Annotated in this window: 16 protein-coding genes; 13 read left to right on the top strand and 3 right to left on the bottom strand. The window is 73.3% G+C overall.

From position 1 onward, the window contains the following. Positions 1-47 precede the first annotated feature (47 nt). The 10 genes from BKA14_RS15565 to BKA14_RS15520 all read left to right on the top strand — a co-directional run bounded on the left by BKA14_RS15565 (position 48) and on the right by BKA14_RS15520 (position 11,300). Entirely contained in the window at positions 48-1,745 is a 1,698-nt protein-coding gene (locus BKA14_RS15565) for an ABC transporter ATP-binding protein (RefSeq protein ID WP_203722533.1), read from the top strand. Then, complete coding sequence (locus BKA14_RS15560) at positions 1,742-3,457, top strand: ABC transporter ATP-binding protein (RefSeq protein WP_184951647.1); 1,716 nt, start codon at positions 1,742-1,744, stop codon at positions 3,455-3,457. Before BKA14_RS15565 ends, BKA14_RS15560 begins: the two co-directional genes overlap by 4 nt. Before the next feature lie 65 nt (positions 3,458-3,522). Continuing rightward, the gene (locus BKA14_RS15555; protein WP_184951646.1) at positions 3,523-4,017 is read left to right on the top strand and encodes a flavin reductase family protein; all 495 of its coding nucleotides are present in this window, start codon (positions 3,523-3,525) and stop codon (positions 4,015-4,017) included. An 80-nt stretch (positions 4,018-4,097) separates the two neighbouring features. Beyond that, the gene (locus BKA14_RS15550) at positions 4,098-5,012 is read left to right on the top strand and encodes a cation diffusion facilitator family transporter (RefSeq protein ID WP_184951645.1); all 915 of its coding nucleotides are present in this window, start codon (positions 4,098-4,100) and stop codon (positions 5,010-5,012) included. A gap of 50 nt (positions 5,013-5,062) precedes the next feature. Beyond that, on the top strand, positions 5,063-6,127 hold the full coding sequence (locus tag BKA14_RS15545; RefSeq protein ID WP_184951644.1) for a protein-L-isoaspartate O-methyltransferase family protein: 1,065 nt from the start codon (positions 5,063-5,065) through the stop codon (positions 6,125-6,127). A gap of 134 nt (positions 6,128-6,261) precedes the next feature. Beyond that, positions 6,262-6,948, top strand: a complete 687-nt coding sequence (locus BKA14_RS15540) for a GOLPH3/VPS74 family protein (protein WP_184951643.1) — start codon at positions 6,262-6,264, stop codon at positions 6,946-6,948. A gap of 63 nt (positions 6,949-7,011) precedes the next feature. Further along, on the top strand, positions 7,012-7,647 hold the full coding sequence (locus BKA14_RS15535; protein WP_184951642.1) for a GOLPH3/VPS74 family protein: 636 nt from the start codon (positions 7,012-7,014) through the stop codon (positions 7,645-7,647). Positions 7,648-7,718: 71 nt separating this feature from the next. Continuing rightward, on the top strand, positions 7,719-8,639 hold the full coding sequence (bla, locus tag BKA14_RS15530; protein ID WP_184951641.1) for a class A beta-lactamase: 921 nt from the start codon (positions 7,719-7,721) through the stop codon (positions 8,637-8,639). A 186-nt stretch (positions 8,640-8,825) separates the two neighbouring features. Beyond that, entirely contained in the window at positions 8,826-10,625 is a 1,800-nt protein-coding gene (locus tag BKA14_RS15525; RefSeq protein WP_203722535.1) for a carboxylesterase/lipase family protein, read from the top strand. A gap of 30 nt (positions 10,626-10,655) precedes the next feature. Beyond that, the gene (locus tag BKA14_RS15520; protein WP_184951639.1) at positions 10,656-11,300 is read left to right on the top strand and encodes an HAD family hydrolase; all 645 of its coding nucleotides are present in this window, start codon (positions 10,656-10,658) and stop codon (positions 11,298-11,300) included. A gap of 58 nt (positions 11,301-11,358) precedes the next feature. Here the strand turns inward: BKA14_RS15520 and BKA14_RS15515 are convergent, their stop codons facing one another. Next, positions 11,359-12,972, bottom strand: a complete 1,614-nt coding sequence (locus tag BKA14_RS15515) for a phospholipase D-like domain-containing protein (protein ID WP_184951638.1) — start codon at positions 12,970-12,972, stop codon at positions 11,359-11,361. Between the two features lie 84 nt (positions 12,973-13,056). Between BKA14_RS15515 and BKA14_RS15510 the strand changes: the two genes are divergently transcribed. The 3 genes from BKA14_RS15510 to BKA14_RS15500 are packed head-to-tail and all read left to right on the top strand — an operon-like array spanning position 13,057 to position 14,418. Continuing rightward, positions 13,057-13,395: an ArsR/SmtB family transcription factor gene (locus BKA14_RS15510; RefSeq protein ID WP_184951637.1), complete on the top strand. Its 339-nt coding sequence runs from the start codon at positions 13,057-13,059 to the stop codon at positions 13,393-13,395. Next, the gene (locus BKA14_RS15505; RefSeq protein ID WP_184951636.1) at positions 13,392-13,859 is read left to right on the top strand and encodes an SRPBCC family protein; all 468 of its coding nucleotides are present in this window, start codon (positions 13,392-13,394) and stop codon (positions 13,857-13,859) included. The genes BKA14_RS15510 and BKA14_RS15505 overlap by 4 nt, the downstream gene beginning before the upstream one ends. Then, complete coding sequence (locus BKA14_RS15500) at positions 13,846-14,418, top strand: TIGR03086 family metal-binding protein (RefSeq protein WP_184951635.1); 573 nt, start codon at positions 13,846-13,848, stop codon at positions 14,416-14,418. Before BKA14_RS15505 ends, BKA14_RS15500 begins: the two co-directional genes overlap by 14 nt. Before the next feature lie 14 nt (positions 14,419-14,432). Here BKA14_RS15500 and BKA14_RS15495 read toward each other — a convergent pair whose 3' ends face one another. Beyond that, positions 14,433-15,740, bottom strand: coding sequence for an FAD-binding oxidoreductase (locus BKA14_RS15495; RefSeq protein WP_221477273.1), 1,308 nt, complete (start codon positions 15,738-15,740; stop codon positions 14,433-14,435). Continuing rightward, positions 15,737-16,315: a YncE family protein gene (locus tag BKA14_RS15490; protein ID WP_184951634.1), complete on the bottom strand. Its 579-nt coding sequence runs from the start codon at positions 16,313-16,315 to the stop codon at positions 15,737-15,739. The genes BKA14_RS15495 and BKA14_RS15490 overlap by 4 nt, the downstream gene beginning before the upstream one ends. Between the last annotated feature and the right edge of the window lie 106 nt (positions 16,316-16,421).

Here is a 16,421-nt window from a genome sequence, read left to right as displayed (position 1 = left end):
TCAAAGCCCAGTTCCGAGGGGCTCGCGACCATCCCGGCCCCGCCCTCGTGGCCACCCTCACCGGCCTGATCAACGGGGCCACGATGGTCGCCGGGGCGCTCGCGATCGGCTGGGCCACCGACCACGTCGTCCTGCCCGCACTGAACGCGGATTCCGTGCCTTCCGGCGCCTGGTGGACGGCCGCCGCGCTGATCCTGGGCGTCTCGGCCGTACGGTGGAGCACGATTTTCCTGCGCGGCCTGGCCACCGGGCGCGTGCAGTACCGGGCGCAGGCCGAGACCCGCCGCGCCGTCGTGCACCGCTATCTGGTGCTCGACCAGCAGTGGCACCGCGATCGCAGGCCCGGCCGGCTGCTGGCTCACGCCGTCTCCGACGTGGACGCGCTGTGGTCACCCATGCAGTTCGCCTACTTCGCGTTCGGCATGGTCTTCATGCTGCTGCTCGCGCTGACCGAGTTGTTCTTCCGCGACCTCGCGCTGGGCTTGATCGGCTTGGCCCTGGTGGTGCTGGTGCTCGGACTCAACGTCGTCCATCAGCGCCTGCTCGCGCCGCGGGCCCGCGACGCCCAGCAGGCCCGCGGTGTCGTCGGCGGCGTCGCGCACGAGTCGATCGAGGGTGACGCGGTGGTCCGCAGCCTGGGTCTGGCCGACGTCGAGGATCAGCGTTTCGCGCCCGGGGTCGAACGGCTGCGCCGGGCCGATCTGCGGATGGCCGGTATCAGCTCGGTGTTCGACCCGGTGCTGGAGCTGCTGCCCACCGCGGCCGTCCTCGTCGTGCTGGCCGTCGGCTCGCCGCGCGTGCAGTCCGGCACGCTCAGCGTCGGTGATCTGGTCGGTGTGGTCTACCTGCTGATCACGGTGGCCATCCCGCTCAACGTGATCAGCCGGTTCCTGTCGATGCTGCCGATGGCGGCCGCCGGTCACGAGCGGGTGCAGTCGGTGCTGCGGAGTCAAGACCTTTCCCCGTACGGCGGGGAGCGCCTCACCGGAGACCGTCCCCTGCGGGTCGAGCTGCGCGGGGCGGGCATCACCCGGTCCGGCCGCCGGTTGCTGCGCGACGCCGGCCTGACCCTCGAGCCGGGCACGACGACGGTCGTGGTCGGCGCCGTCGGTGCGGGCAAGTCCACGCTGCTCGACCTGGCCGGCGGGCAGGGCCACCCGTCGGCGGGCGCGGTGCTGTTCGACGGCGTGGACGTACGGGACCTGGCCGCCGGGGTGGTGCCGTCGACGGTGGCGGTGGTGTCGCAGAACGCGTTCCTGTTCGCCGAGCCGATCCGCGACAACCTGATGCTCGACCGCTCCTACGACGATTCCAAGCTCTGGGCGGCCCTGCGGGTGGCGGCGGCCGACGATTTCGTGCGCGACCTCCCGTACGGGTTGGACACGGTGGTCGGCGAGCGCGGTGCCACCCTCTCCGGCGGCCAGCGTCAACGGCTGTGCATCGCCCGCGCGGTGCTCCGCGAACCCCGCCTCCTCGTGCTCGACGACGCCACGTCCGCCCTCGACTCGCGGGTCGAACGTCAGGTGCTCGACGGCCTGGCCGCGGCCGGCGGCCCCACCGTGCTGCTGGCCACGAACCGCCCCCGTGCCGTCGGCCGGGCCGACCGCGTGGTGCTCGTGAGCGCGGGCCGGATCGCCGCCGCCGGGACCGCGGCCGAACTGCTCGCCGTGGACGAGTACCGCCGCATCATCACGGCCTACGAGAACGCGCCCGCGTCCGCCCCCACCGGTGGTGAAGGCGCGTGAGCACGCTCGTACGGGGGTGGAGCTCGGCCGCCCTGCGGGTGTCGCCGGAGCTGCGGCAGGGGCTCGTGCTCACGAGTGTGCTGGCGTTGCTGGCCGGGGGCGGGCGGATCGTGGCGCCGCTGACGGTGCAGCGCACTGTCGACGCCGGGCTGGGCGCGCACCCGGTGGGGGCGGCCGTCGCTGTCGGCGCCGGAGCGGTGCTGGTCGCGGGGGCCTCCTCGATGGTGCTCAACCGGCGTCTGCACCACAGGGTCGAAGGTCATCTGGCCGCCCTGCGCCGAACCGGGTTGCGACGTGTGCACTCGATGCCGGCCGCCACGGTCGACCGCACGCCCAGCGCCGACCTGGTGGCCCGGCTGACCAGCGACGTCGACCAGGTGACGACGTTCCTGCAGGGCGGCGGCATCCAGTTCGTCACCAACGCCGCCCAGCTGGTCATCGCGACCGTGATCCTGCTGGTCTACAGCTGGCAGCTCGCGCTGCCCGTGCTCGTGCTGGCCGCGCTGCTGATCGCCGTCATGATGGGCATGCAGCGGCTGATCGCCCGCCGCTACGACGTGGCGCGGCGTGACCTGTCGCGGCTGCAGAGCGTGATCGCGGAGTCGATCGCGGGCGGCGCGGTGATCCGGTCGACCGGCACCGAGGACAGGACCCGGGCCAAGCTCGACGACGCGGTCGACCGGGCCCGCGACAGCCTGCTGCGCACGCTGCCCCCGTTGCACGGCAACACGTCGCTGGGTGAGCTGACCATCTCCGCCATGACCGTGACCGTGCTGCTGGGCGGCGTCTGGTGGTCGCTCGGCGGCAACCCGCCCCGGCTCAGCGCGGGCGAGGTGGTCGCCATGGTCTTCCTGGTCACGTTCTTCGTCCGGCCGCTGCAGTTCCTGGTGCAGAGCCTGGGCGAGGCCCAGAACGCGCTCACCGGCTGGCGGCGGGCCCTCGAACTGGCCGCCGCACCGAGCGCGGAGGTGCCCGGTGGTGCCCCGCTGCCCGGCGGGCCGGTCGAGGTGCGGCTGCGCGACGTCTCGGCCCGCTACGGCGACGGGCCGTTGGTGCTGCACGACGTGACCGTCGGCATCGGGGCGGGGGAGCACGTGGCGGTGGTCGGGCGTACCGGCTCCGGCAAGTCCACCTTCGCCAAGCTGCTGACCCGGCGCCTCGACCCGGCCGGCGGCACGGTGCTGCTGGGCGGGGTGCCCCTGGACCGGCTCGCGCCGACGGCCCGGCGGGTCGTCATCGTGCCGCAGGACCCGTTCCTGTTCGACGGCACGCTGGCCGAGAACGTGCGGCTCGGCTCGCCCGGGGGCGACGTCGTACGGATCCTCTCCGAACTCGGCCTGCACGACTGGTTCGCCACGCTGCCCGACGGGCTCGACACCCGGGTCGGCCTGCGGGGCGAGCGTCTGTCGGTGGGCGAGCGGCAGCTGGTCGCGCTGGCCCGTACGGCGTTGGCCGATCCCGACCTGGTCGTCTACGACGAGGCCACCTCGGGCGTCGACCCCGCCACCGACGTCGCCGTGCAGCGGGCCCTGGCCGTGCTGACCCGCGGCCGCACCACTGTCTCGATCGCGCACCGCATGCTCACCGCCGAGACGGCCGACCGGGTGCTGGTCTTCGACGCCGGCCGCATCGTCCAGTCCGGCCCGCACGACGTGCTGGTGCGCGAACCCGGCCCGTACGCGGCCCTGATCGAAGCCTGGAGTCATCGATGACGCGCGGCTGTCCCACCGGCGTGGCCGAGCTGGTCGCGCCGTCCCCCGGGTAGAAGGAGTGCCGGATGACCATGCAGTCAGCCCTGGAACCGACCCGTCTCCGTCAGGTCTTCGGCGCCTTCCCCACGGGCGTCACGGTGGTCGCGGCCGAGGTCGGCGGCGTGCCCCTCGGCATGGCGGCGAGCTCGTTCGTGTCCGTGTCGCTCGACCCGCCGCTGGTCTCGGTCTGCGTGGCCCGCACCTCGGGCACCTGGCCGCGGCTGCGCCGGGCGGTGCGCGTGGGGGTGAGCGTGCTCGGCGTCCATCAGGAGCAGATCTGCCGCCGGCTGAGCGCCCGCGGCGCCGACCGGTTCGCCGGCCTGACCCGGCGCACCAGCCCGGACGGCGCGATCCTGATCGAGGAGGCGAGTGCCTGGCTCGACTGCGCGATCGAGCGGGAGATCCCGGCCGGCGACCACGACATCGTGCTGCTGCGGGTGCACGACCTCGACGCCGACCCGCTGACCGCGCCACTGGTCTTCCACGGCAGCCGCTACCGCCGTCTGCACGCCGGCGAGTGAGCGTGTCCTTTGCCGCGTGCCCGTAAAACATAGTAGAGTGCGCATGTGAACATGCTTCAGCGCGCCCGGGCCCGGAACTGATGGGTCACGGACACGACCACGGGCCCACCGCGACCGGCAGCCACCGCGGCCTCCTCGCGGCGGTGCTGGGCATCTCCGTCGCCATCTTCGCCGTCGAAGTCGTGGGCGCGGTGCTCACCGGCAGCCTCGCGCTGCTCGCCGACGCCGGGCACGTGCTGGCCGACGCCGGCGGGGTCGCCCTGGCCCTCGGGGCCACCCTGCTCGCGGCGCGCCCCGCCTCCGGGCGGCGGACGTTCGGCTGGGCCCGCGCCGAGATCCTGGCGGCCGCGGTCAACGGCCTGATCCTGTCCGGCATCGGCGTCTACGTGTTCGTCGAAGGCATCCGCCGCCTGATCGACCCGGCCGCCGTCGAGCCCGGCGGGATGGCCCTGTTCGGCGTCATCGGCCTGATCGGCAACCTGATCGGCGTCGCCCTGCTCTACCGCGCCCGTACGGCCAGCCTCAACCTGAAAGGCGCGTTCCTCGAGGTCGCGACCGACACGGTCACCTCAGTCGGCGTGCTCATCGCGGCCGGCGTGATCGCGTGGACCGGTTTCACCCGGGCCGACCCGATGGTGTCGGTGCTGATCGGCCTGATCATCGTGCCGCGCGCGCTCAAGCTGCTGCGCGAGGCGGTCAGCATCCTGCTCGAAACCGCGCCCGCCGACGTCGACCTCGACCAGATCCGGGCCCACATCGTCGGCCTCGACCACGTCAAGGACGTGCACGACCTGCACGTGCTCACCGTCACGTCCGGGCTGCCCGTGCTGAGCGCGCACGTCGTCGTCGACGACTCCTGCTTCCACGACGGCCACGCACCGCAACTGCTCGACTCGATGCAGACGTGCCTGGCCGGGCACTTCGACGTCGAACACTCCACGTTCCAGCTCGAACCGGTCGGCCACGCCGAACACGAACACCCGACCCACCGCTAGCTGCTGCTCACGCTTCCGCGGCCGGCCGCGCTCGTCCGTTACCGTCGGCCATGGGCCTTTCTCGCGAGATCTCCGTGACCACCGCCGAAGCTGCCTTCAACGCTGTCCCGGAAACGTTCTACACGCACAACGACCAGCGCGGCGAGACCCTGCACCGGTCCGCCCGGGAGTCGATCCGCCGTGAGGTGACGGCGCTGCGGGTGCCCGCGGGAGCGCGGGTGCTCGAAGTCGGCACCGGGTCGGGCTACTCCGGCGCGGTGCTCGCCGCCCTGGCCGGCCCGGACGGGCGGGTGACGAGCGTCGACATCAGCGAGCACCTGACCGGCTGGGCCAACCTGCTGCACCGCCGGCGCGGCGCCACCACTGTCACCTGCCACACCGGCGACGGCGCGGGCGGCTTCCCGTCGCAGGCCCCGTACGACCGTGTCGTCGCATGGTGCACCTTCGAGCGGCTCCCGCAGGCGTGGGTGGAACAGGTCGCCCCGCGCGGCCGGATCGTGGCCTGCCTGCCGATCGCCGCGCAGCCTTCCGCCACCCTGATCACGACCGTCACGGTTGAGGCGGGGCGGCCGTTGGTCGAGGAGGTCACCTTCGGCGGGTACGCCCAGAGCACCCCGGCCGCCGTCGAGGACGCGCTGACCGTGCCGGGCCGCTGGGTCGACTGGAGCACCCGCGGCCCGGCACCGTCCTGGATCTCGATCGGCTGGCGGGCCCGCGACGACCGTCTGCGCACCGGCGCGCGCACCCTCCTCGATCGGCTCCTGTCGCCGGGACACACCGAGACGTACGGCGGGGAGAGCTTGGACTGGCCCTCCTGGAACGTCTACTCCGCCGTCGCCGGTGGCCCGCAGCGGACTGTCGTGTCCTTGCACGCGCGGGCCCGGGGGATCGGCCGTTCGGGCACCGGCTCGGCCGCCGTGATCTTCGTGGACGGCACGATCATCGCCGACCGGCCCGGCTCGCCGTCGCTCGGCGTGCTCAAACGGTGGCTGGACGACTGGGAACGGGCGGGTCGTCCCGGCGCGTCGCGCTACGTGGGCGATCTGCGGCCGTACGAGGGAACGGGTCGGCCCGGCTGGGATCTGCGTGCGCGGCTGAGGCCGGCGGGCCGGTAGGGGCTCGGTGGGTGCAGCAGTACCACCCGCATCGGGGGATTGCGGGGCAGCATGGAGGGCGGGCGGCCGCCTTGACTGTGTTCCAGGAACACACGTTTGTCTGGAGCTCTTCCCGACACCGAGAGGTGATTTCGATGGCACCGCGGAATCCGAACCCCACCGTGGCCGAGGATCTTCTGCTTCTGTTGTTCCAGCCCGGCTCGGGGACGATCGCCGGGGAGAACACGTTGTTCTACGTGCTCGGTGGGGCGGTCCTGGCCGACCTGGCGCTCGGTGAGCACGTGCGTACGGAGACCGGGCGCATGGGGAGCGCGCTCGTGGTGGCGGTCGAGGAGCGGCCACCGGCGGACGACCTGCTGCGAGCCGGGTGGGACTACGTGCGCCCGAAGCCGCGGGGTGTGCAGACCGTGCTGGCCGCGATCGGTCCGACGTTGCGCGGGCCCGTGATCGACCGGCTGGTCGAGCGGGGCGACCTGAGCCGGTCCAGCCGCAAGACCCTCGGAATCTTCAACACCACCGCCCTCGAGGAGGGGCCGACGGAGCGCCGCGCCGGGCTCCTGGACGATGTGCGCGCGGTTCTCGCCGACGGGGCGGACCCCGATCCCCGTACGGCGGCACTGGCCGCGCTGATCTCCGGAAGTGGCACTCTGCCGCAGTTCGACCCGGTCATCCCGTGGACCAGCCCCACGATCACCCGGGCCAAGGAGCTCGAGCAGGGCAACTGGGGCGCCGGGGCCGCGGCCGAGGCCGTGACCCGCACGGTCACCGCGACCATCATCAACAGCGTCATCGTGGCCACCACGGTGCTGCCGCAGCAGTGAGGTGACCCGGTTCACCGGCGGCCGGCTGGACTGTGTGGCCGGAACGCGGTTTCCACTGGGGTGATGCCGACTCTCCCGCTGCCGCATCAACTGTTCCTGCTGAGCCATCAGCCCGCGAAGGGCCGGCTCGACGACGACAGCGCCGCCGTGCGGGGTTCGCTGCTGAGCGGGGCCGCGGTCGCCGAGCTGAGCCTGGCCGGGCTGGTGCGCGACCGTGGTGGCAAGGCCGAGCGGACCGGCGCGGCCGTGCCCGCGGCGCTCGACGGGTTCCTGGCCGCGGTGCTCGGTGACGTGCCGCCTGACCGGCCCCGGCGCTGGTTCGACGTGCTGGAGCAGCGCTGGGCGGCCGCGGAGCAGACCGTACGGGAGCAGCTGGTCGCGGCCGGGCTCGTCACGGCCGAGCAGCACCGGATCCTGGGGTTGATGCGCACCGAGCGGATCGACGTCACCGATCCCGCGGCGGCCGAGGCGTTGCGGAGCCGGGTGCGTGGCACGGTGGACGACCCCGCCGGGGCCGCCATCGGCGACGCGGTGCTGGCCGTGCTGGCGTACGACGGCAACGTGAGCAGCGTGTTCGGGTGGCGTGACCGGTGGGGCCGCAAGCCCGCGGTGCGCGCGCTCAACGACCGCGTCGACGCCGCCCTGCCGGGCCTGCGCAAGGCCCTGTTCCAGTCGATCGCTCTGCGCCGGGCCGCCTGAGCCCGGCGGCCGCCACGAGCAGACCGGTGGGGCGGACCGTGACGTGGCAGGCAAATAGCATGATCGACGGCATGACTCGCGGACATCGGCGGCCGGCCCTCGGCGCTTTTCTCCTGATCTGCGCGCTGCTGAGCGCGTGCGGCGAAGCAGAGCCCGCGGCCGCGCCGCCGGTGGTCCCGCCGCCGGTGGTCCCGTCGTCCCGGGCGGCCACCGACGTGCGGCCGTTGCAGCAGCTGGAGCGCCGGTTCGGGGCGCGGCTGGGCGTCCACGCCGTCGACACCGGCACCGGTGCCACGGTCGCCTATCGGGCCGACGAGCGGTTCGCGCACGCGTCGACGTTCAAGGCGCTGCTGGCCGGGGTGCTGCTCGACCGGCTCCCGGACGCCGAGCTGCGCCGGGTCGTCCGGTACACCGAGGACGACCTGCTGGAGTGGGCGCCGATCACCTCGCGGCACGTGCGTACCGGGATGGCGGTCGACGCCCTGATCGCGGCCGCGGTGCAGCACAGCGACAACACCGCCGCCAACCTGCTGCTCGACCTGGTCGGCGGCCCGCCGGGGCTGCAACGCGCCCTGCGGGACATCGGTGACACGACCACCGACGTGAGCCGGAACGAGCCGGCGCTCAACACGGCCGTGCCGGGGGACCGGCGGGACACCAGCACGCCGCGGGCGCTCGGCACCGACCTGCACCGGTACGTCCTCGGTGACCTGCTGCCCGGGACCCGGCGCCAGAAGCTGATCGGCCTGCTGGCCGGCAACACCACCGGCGACTCGTTCATCCGGGCCGGGGTGCCGCCGGGGTGGCGGGTCGGCGACAAGACGGGCAGCGGTGGCTACGGCACCCGCAACGACATCGCCGTCGTCTGGCCGCCCACCGGCGGCCCGCTCGTCGTCGCCGTCCAGTCGGATCGCGGCCGGCCCGGCGCCCCGTCCGACGACGCCCTGATCGCGGAGGCGACCAAGGTGGTCGTCGCGGCCCTCCGCGGCTGACGGGTGCTGTCGTGGTGAGTTCCGCGCGGCCGCGACGCACGAGGCCCCGGGCCCGCTGGTGCCGGCCTTCCTGTCCGCCCTGCGCCCGGGTGGCCGGGGCGGACGACCGTGTGACCGTGTGACCCGATGCTGGACCACGGCGGGCCGTTTGACCCGGTGGTGGGAACACGGTTTGCAATGGGACAGATGAAGACCGCCGGGCGCTGGGTGCCGCTGTTGCCGTTGACGGTGGTCGCATCGGCGCTGGCCTGGCTCAACCGCAGTCCGTGGTGGGGCTGGGCCGCCGTCGCCGCGCTGCTGGCCGCGCTGGTGCTGACCGCGCGCTGGTGGCTGCGGGGCCGGGCGCTCCTCCGTACGGGGGCCTGGCTGCTCGCGGCGGTCCTCGTGGGCGCCACGGCGGTGGCGATCGGGCCGCCCCTGCGCACGCGGGTGGCCGGCGGTGAGGATCGGCGGGCGACCGCGGCCGTGCCGACCCGCGAGGGGCCGGTCACCGGTGTGTACGACGACGATCGTACGGTCGAGGTTTTCGCCGGCATCCCGTACGCGCGGCCGCCCGTGGGTGACCTGCGCTGGCGGGCGCCGGAGCCACCCGTACGGCGGGCCGGGGTGTTCGCCGCGGACCGGTTCTCCGCCGTGCCCGAGCAGGCCACGCCGACGTTCCTGACCCGCGCGCTGGCGCAGGTGAAGCAGGCGCCGCTGGAGGGCACGCTGCTCAACCCGTACCCGGCCGACGAGGACAGCCTGACCCTCAACATCTGGCGCAGCGCGCGACCGGCCGTGCAGAAACGGCCCGTGCTCGTCTACATCGCCGGGGGCGGCTTCGCGACCGGCTCGGGCGCCCTGCCCCTCTACGACGGTGCGGCCCTGGCTGCCCGGGGCGACATCCTCACCGTCACCTTCAACTACCGGCTGGGCGTGCTCGGTTTCCTGGCCCACCCCGAGCTGGCCGCGGAGTCCGGGCACGACGCCTCGGGCAACTACGGGATCCTGGACCAGATCGCCGCGCTGACGTGGGTGCGCGACAACATCGCGGCGTTCGGCGGCGACCCGGAGCGGGTGACGGTCGCGGGGGAGTCGGCCGGTGGGGAGAGCGTCTGCATCCTGGGCGCCACCCCGCTCGCCGCGGGGCTGGTGGACGGGCTGATCGGGGCCAGTGGCGCCTGCATGGGCACCACCGGCGACCGGCGCGACGGCCACCAGGCCGACACCCGGGCCACGGCCGAGGCGGCGGGCCGGCGGTTGAGCGAGCGGCTGAACGGCGCCACGGTGCGGGAGATGCGGGACATGCCGGCCGGTGTGATCCGCGCAGCCGCCGAACCGCTCGACGTGCACTGGCGGCCGTCCGTCGACGGGTACGTGCTGAACCGGCCGCCCGCTGAGATCTACGCCGCCGGTGACCAGCTCGACGTGCCCCTGCTGGCCGGCAGCAACGCCGACGAGTCCTCGCTCGGCCTGCTCGACCCGCCCGGCACCGGCGTCGACGCGTACCGGCGAACGGCCGTGGAGACGTACGGGAAGGACGTTGAGGCTTTTCTCCGGCTCTATCCCGGCGACACTCCCGGGCAGGTGCTCGACTCGCTGCTGCGGTCGACCACCGACCGGGTCATGACGCGCGCCATGCACCGGTGGGCCCGGCTGCAGACCACGGCTTACCTCTACTACTTCACCCGTGTGCCGCCCGAGGAAGGACTCGAGAAGTACGGCGCCTACCACGGGGCCGAGGTGATGTACGCCTTCGACAACCTGGGCCACGACGGCGACGCGACCTACACGGGGACGGACCACCGGCTGCGCGACCACCTCAGCGCGTACTGGGTCAACTTCGTGCTGCGCGGCGACCCCAACGGGCCCGGCCTGACCCGCTGGCCCACCGTGAAACAGGCCCCCGAGCAGGTGCTGGAACTCGGCGACCGGATCGCGATGGTCCCCCGCCCGCACGCCGCCGCGGTCGACTTCTGGATGCGTTACCAGGGTCCCATCGCCTGATCGGGGCCGCGACGCCATAGCATCGCAACGGTGAAGAAGTACGTGCTCTTCGACCACGACGGCGTGCTGGTGGACACCGAGTACTGGTACTTCCGGGCCGGTGCGCGGGCCCTGGCCGACATCGGCTTCACGGTGGACAGAGACCAGTACACCCGGGACATGAACCAGAGCGGGGGCACCTGGGCCCGGGCCCGGGCGGCCGGCGTCGACGAGCAGACCCTCGGCCGGCAGCGCGCAGTCCGGGACGCCTACTACCAGGAGTATCTGCGAACGGAGGACATCGAGATCGACGGTGTCGCCGACGCGCTGGCCGAGCTGTCCGCGCACGTACGGATGGCCATCGTGACGACCTCGAAACGGGCCGACTTCGCCGTCATCCACGAGAAACGCCGGATCCGGCAGTTCATGGAGTTCGTGCTGGTGCGTGAGGACTACGGCCAGGCCAAGCCGCACCCGGAGCCGTATCTGACCGGCCTGCGGCGCTTCGGTGCGGCCGCGGCGGAGACGCTGGTGGTCGAGGACTCCGGCCGGGGACTGGCCGCGGCCGTGGCGGCGGGAATCGATTGCGCCGTCGTCCACAACGAATTCACCAAGACTCACGACTTCTCGCGGGCCACCCACCGCATCGGCCGCCTGGCCGAGCTGACCGCCGTCGTCCGCCAACCGGCGTCATAGGCCGTCCAGGCCGATCAGGGCGTTCCGCAGGGCCTGCTCCTGCTCGGTCCGCCGCTGACTAGCGTCCCCGCTTCTCGCGGCGGAGCACGGCGGAGGAGTAGCGGGCCGGGGTCAGGGCCCACTCCGCCGGCGCGAAGCCGGTCGGCAGGCCCGGCCGGCGCCACGTCTCCGGCGGGTGCCCGGCCGGCAGCCACTCCCGGCGCCAGATGCCCAGGGCGGTGTCCAGGTCGGCCAGGGCCGGGGTGAGCTCGTCGGGCAGCGGGGTGCGCAGGTGCTCGGCCCAGAGCCGGACCCGCAGGTCGCGCACGGCCGGACCGGTGGTGACGAACGTGGACGTGATCTCGCTGTCGGTGCCGACCATCGAGCGGCTGAAGAAGTTGGCCGAGCCGATGCTGGCGAACACGTCGTCGACCAGCATCAGCTTGGTGTGCACGGTCAGGTTGTCGACGCGGTACATGACCACGTTGCGGCGGGCGGTCACGGGCAGCCGGGCCAGCACCCGCCACCGCAGGTCGTGGGTGATCACCGGGTGGACGGTGCTGTCGCCGCCGTCGGCCGGGTCTTTGCGGCCGGAACCGATCAGGATGATTTTGACGCCGCGCCGGGCCGCGGCGCGCAACCGGCCGTACAGCTGGAAGCGCGGGTCGCCGCCGGGGGCCTCGTGGAAGTACTGGTCCTCCAGGTAGATGTAGCGGTCGGCGGCCTCGATGGCGGTGGTCATCGAGTGGTAGATCTCCTGGATGCCGGCCCGCACGACGTTGGCCCGGCGCAGACGGCGCAGTCCGCGGTGGCGGTAGAGCATCCACGGCCGGTACGAGCGCACCACCTGCACCGCCGTGCCCTCGGCGGGATGCTCCGGCTGGGGCGGCACCGGGGGCAGGTCGAGCGGCGGGTTGACCGGGTTGAGTTCGGTCAGTTCACCGCTGGGCAGGTGGAAGTATTCCGGCGGCAGGTTCTTGGCGATCCGGCGCGGCGGCAGGGCGGCGCTGTTCTGCCAGCGGAACTGGAAGGTCTCCCAGACCCGTACGGCGGCCGGGCCGTGCAGGCGGGCCGCCGCGTCGTGCCAGCCCCACCGGTGGGCGCCGAGCCGCAGGCGGTGGTGCGGCGAGTGGTCGAACCGGCTCGGTGACAGGTCCAGACCCCCCACGTACGCGGTGAGGACGCCCCCGTGGCGGAACACGACCAGCTTCTGGTGGTTGGAGCCGAGGATCGGGCCGGACCAGTCGAGCAGCACCCGGTCCTCCAGCGGGGTCCCCGCGTCGTCGCTCCCCGACGGCTTCCAGGCCCGGATCACCCGCGCGGCCAGGGTGTTGGCCCGGAACGGCCCGAACGGCAGCCACGGGATGCCCCCGGAGAACTCGGCCGCGCTGAGCACGATCCGTACGTCGGTGCCGTTGGCCGCCTTCTCCGCGAGCACGTCGGTGAACGGCCGGTAGCCCGCCTCGCCGGGCACCCGCCCGGTCAGGTCGAGCTGCGGGTCGGCCTGGTAGCTGGCGATGTAGACGGCGTCGCCGGGGCCCAGGGCGGCCATCTGCCCGGCCAGTTCGGTGAAGTACGTGACGCCGTCGATGATCGGCTCGAACAGCGAGTTCTCGGTGAACGTCGGGCACGCCTCGGTGGCCGCCGGCAGGTAGCGGCCGATCAGATCAGTCAGGGACGGCGCGTGGGGCATGCGCAGATTAAAGCGGGTAACCGGTTGCGCCGTCACCTCGGCCCGGCTAGCTTGTCTTTCAACCACTGAGTTGAAAGGACCGCGATGCTCGTCGACACGCTGTCCCGGACGTTCGCCGCCCTGGCCGATCCGACCCGGCGCGACATCGTGGCCCGGCTGTCGGCCGGCGACGCCACGGTCAACCAGCTCGCCGAGCCGTACGCGATGAGTCTGCAAGCGGTCTACAAGCATCTGCGGGTGCTGGAGGAGGCGGGCGTGGTGAGCCGGCCCGCGGGACCGCAGCCGCGCTCGGTGCGCCTCGAGCTGGGGTCGCTGGACCTGATGGACGGCTGGCTCGAGCAGGCCCGGCGCCGGGCCGAAGAACGCTACCAGCGCCTCGACCGGGTGCTGGCCGAGATGGAGGACGAGGAGCCCGGCCCATGACGCACATCGAGGCGGACCCGCATCTGCCGATCATCCGGATCACCCGCGAGTTCCGGGCCTCCCCGGCGCGGCTGCTGCGGGCGCACACGGAGCCCGAGCTGTTCGCCCGCTGGATCGGCCCCGACACCCTGCAGACCCGCGTCGAGCACTGGGATGCCCGTACGGGGGGAAGTTTCCGGTACGTGTCGGTGCGCGACGGCGAGGAGTGGGCCTTCCGCGGCTGCTTCCACGAGATCCGTCCCGACCGGCTGGTGCAGACCTTCACGTACGAGGGCGATCCCGACGGGGTGGCCCTGAACACGCTGTGGTTCGACGAACTGGGCGAGGGCCGCACCCGGCTGCGCACGCAGTCGCTGGTCGACAGCTTCGAGTCCCGCGACAGCTGGCTGAAGAGCGGCATGGAGGTCGGCCTGCAGGACGGATATCGCAAACTGGAGAGGATGCTGAGCAATGACGCTGGCTGACCTGACCGCCGCCGAGCGGCACCGCACGATCGCGGGCACGTTCACCGAGCGGGTCCGCGCCACCAAGGCGTGGGACGCCCCCGCGCCGGTGCCCGGCTGGACCGCCCGCGACGTGGTGCGCCACCTCGTGGAGTGGTTCCCCGGTTTCCTGGCCGGGGGCACCGGCATCCAGCTGCCGCGCGGGCCCGGCGCCGACGAGGACCCGGTCGCGGCCTGGCAGACCCACGCCGGCGGGGTGCAGGCGGTGCTGGACGATCCGGCCGCCCCGTCGCGCCGGTTCACCAACCCGCACACCGGTGAGCTGCCGCTGGACCAGGCGATCGACCGCTTCTACACCAGTGATGTCTTCATGCACACGTGGGATCTGGCCCGCGCCACCGGCCAGGACGACCGGCTCGACGCGGACTACGCGGAGCTGCTGGTGACCGGGATGGAGCCGATGGAGGAGCTGATCCGCAACTCCGGCCAGTACGGTCCCCGCGTCCCCGTGCCGGCCGGCGCCGGCGCGCAGACCCGGCTGCTCGGCTTCATCGGCCGCGACCCGTTCTGGACGCCGTGAAGGCCTCCTGAGGCTCAGACGGGCAGCGGGGTCGCGCGGAACGTGCCCGCCGGGTCGTACCGCCGCTTGACCGCCAGCAGCCGCTCGCGGTTCGGGCCGTACGCGTGGGCGATCTGGTCGGTCTCGTCGTCGGCCAGCAGGTTGACGTAGCCGCCCGGCAACGCGTCGGGCCGCAGCGTCTCGGACACGTGGCGGGCCCATCGGCGATGGCTGCCGGCGTCGGGGTCGCCCGCCTCCCACATCGCGATGTTCTCGATCATCACGTGGGGCCGGCGCACGGCGAAAGCGGTGTCCGCAACCGCCGTACGAGTGGGGGCGCCGTGCAGCGAATGCACCGAGACGGAGCACAGCGGCGAGGTCGCGGACTCGCCGGCCGCGACGATCGCGGCGACTGCGGCGGGCGTCAGACCCGGCAGGTTGCGTGGCCGGATCTCGACATGGCGGCCGAACGGGAACAGGGCGTCGATGCCCGCCTGCATCTGGGCCTGCGACGCCGGCCCGACCTGAACCATCAGCGGGTCACCGGCCGCGGCCACCGCGGCCAGCACCCTCTCGCCCGCTTGCGGGTCGCCGCACCAGACCGGGGCGGCGAACGCCGCGGGCCGGCCGTCCGGCCCGGTGAAGACGCCGCACTGGATCGTCAGCTCGTCGGGGGCGGCCAGCATCTGCTCGCCGAGCGCGGTGAGCACCGAGGACGCCTGCGCCCAGGGGAACAGAATCATGCCGCCGATCAGTGCGGGCACCCGGTGCAGCCGGACACGCAGCGTGGTGACCACACCGAAGTTGGGGCCACCGCCACGCAGCGCCCACAGCAGCTCCGGGTCGTCACCGGTGTCGATCACCGTGCCGTCGGCCAGCACGACCTCGGCCCCCAGCACGTTGTCGGCGGCCAGCCCGAACCGGCCCGAGAGCGGGCCGTAACCGCCGGCCAGGCTCAGGCCCACCATGCCGACGGCGCCCGCCGTGCCGGTCGCGGCGACGTAGCCGTACGGCGCGATCGCGGCCACCAGATCCGCGGCCGTCGCGCCGCCCCGCAGCTCGGCGAGGCCGGCCGGCGCGTCGACGGTCACCCCGCGCAGGCCGGACAGATCGAGGGTGAGCCCGCCGGCGGCCAGCGCCGAGCCGGTCCAGCCGTGGCCGCCGCCGCGCACCGAGAGGGCCAGGCCGGCCTCCGCCGCGGCGCGGACACCGGCCTGCACGTCGGCCGTCGAGGTGCACCGCACCACTGCGGACGGACGGTGCTCGACGGCGCCGTTCCAGAGTGAGCAACAGGATTCGTACGCGGGTCCGGATGTGACCGTCATGTCGTCGGAGATCGTCACGTGTGCCCCCACCTGATCGAGCCGCTGAGCGGGATCATAGGGCCTGGCCGGACGCCGTGGGGAGGACCGCCGCCCGCGCCGGGCCGGCACGGGCCGTCCGGGGCCCAGGCCAGGGCCCCCGGCTGCAGGCCGGTGCCGAGCTCGAACCGGGTCATCGCGGTGCCGGTCGCCGCGAAGACGAAGACGTCGGGCTCGTACGGGGCGTCGCTGCCCACGGCGAGGCGCGTGCCGCCGGGGTTCAGCTCGATCGCGTTCGGGCCCGTGCCGGTGTCGTACGTGCGGCCGGCCTTGGTCAGGTCGGCCGTCACGAACGACTGCGCGGCGTACGGTGTGCCGCTCGCGGTGTACACGGTCTCGTCGGTCGGGTCGAGGGCCGCGTCCCAGAGGTCGGAGCCCACCGAGGCGTGGTCGGTCCGGCTCACCTCGGTCAACGTGCCGTTGGCGCCGATCGCGAACGAGTAGCCCGTCCAGGGACTCAGACCCTGCTGGCCCACGAACAGCACCTTGCTGGTGCGCGGCGCGGTGGCCGGCAGCGGCGGGGTGAAGAAGGAGATGCCGGTCAGCCGGGTCGCCACGACGGAGAACGGACGAGCCAGGTGGCTCCAGGCAAACACAGCCGTGACCGCGGGGCTGCCCCCGGCCTTGTCAGATCGAGGGCAGCGGGATCCCGGGCAGGTCCCG

Source organism: Paractinoplanes abujensis (assembly GCF_014204895.1).
Taxonomy (GTDB): Bacteria; Actinomycetota; Actinomycetes; order Mycobacteriales; family Micromonosporaceae; genus Actinoplanes; species Actinoplanes abujensis.
Note: the sequence above shows the minus strand (reverse complement) of the source record. Positions and strands in the feature narration are given on the sequence as shown.

What these genes read in the sequence shown, in the direction of transcription:
- BKA14_RS15555 (WP_184951646.1), top strand. Translation starts at nt 3,523, where the DNA reads ATGACCATGCAGTCAGCCCTGGAACCGACCCGTCTCCGTCAGGTCTTC.
- BKA14_RS15550 (WP_184951645.1), top strand. Translation starts at nt 4,098, where the DNA reads ATGGGTCACGGACACGACCACGGGCCCACCGCGACCGGCAGCCACCGC.
- BKA14_RS15545 (WP_184951644.1), top strand. Translation starts at nt 5,063, where the DNA reads ATGGGCCTTTCTCGCGAGATCTCCGTGACCACCGCCGAAGCTGCCTTC.
- BKA14_RS15540 (WP_184951643.1), top strand. Translation starts at nt 6,262, where the DNA reads ATGGCACCGCGGAATCCGAACCCCACCGTGGCCGAGGATCTTCTGCTT.
- BKA14_RS15535 (WP_184951642.1), top strand. Translation starts at nt 7,012, where the DNA reads ATGCCGACTCTCCCGCTGCCGCATCAACTGTTCCTGCTGAGCCATCAG.
- bla (WP_184951641.1), top strand. Translation starts at nt 7,719, where the DNA reads ATGACTCGCGGACATCGGCGGCCGGCCCTCGGCGCTTTTCTCCTGATC.
- BKA14_RS15525 (WP_203722535.1), top strand. Translation starts at nt 8,826, where the DNA reads ATGAAGACCGCCGGGCGCTGGGTGCCGCTGTTGCCGTTGACGGTGGTC.
- BKA14_RS15515 (WP_184951638.1), bottom strand. Translation starts at nt 12,972, where the DNA reads ATGCCCCACGCGCCGTCCCTGACTGATCTGATCGGCCGCTACCTGCCG.
- BKA14_RS15510 (WP_184951637.1), top strand. Translation starts at nt 13,057, where the DNA reads ATGCTCGTCGACACGCTGTCCCGGACGTTCGCCGCCCTGGCCGATCCG.
- BKA14_RS15505 (WP_184951636.1), top strand. Translation starts at nt 13,392, where the DNA reads ATGACGCACATCGAGGCGGACCCGCATCTGCCGATCATCCGGATCACC.
- BKA14_RS15500 (WP_184951635.1), top strand. Translation starts at nt 13,846, where the DNA reads ATGACGCTGGCTGACCTGACCGCCGCCGAGCGGCACCGCACGATCGCG.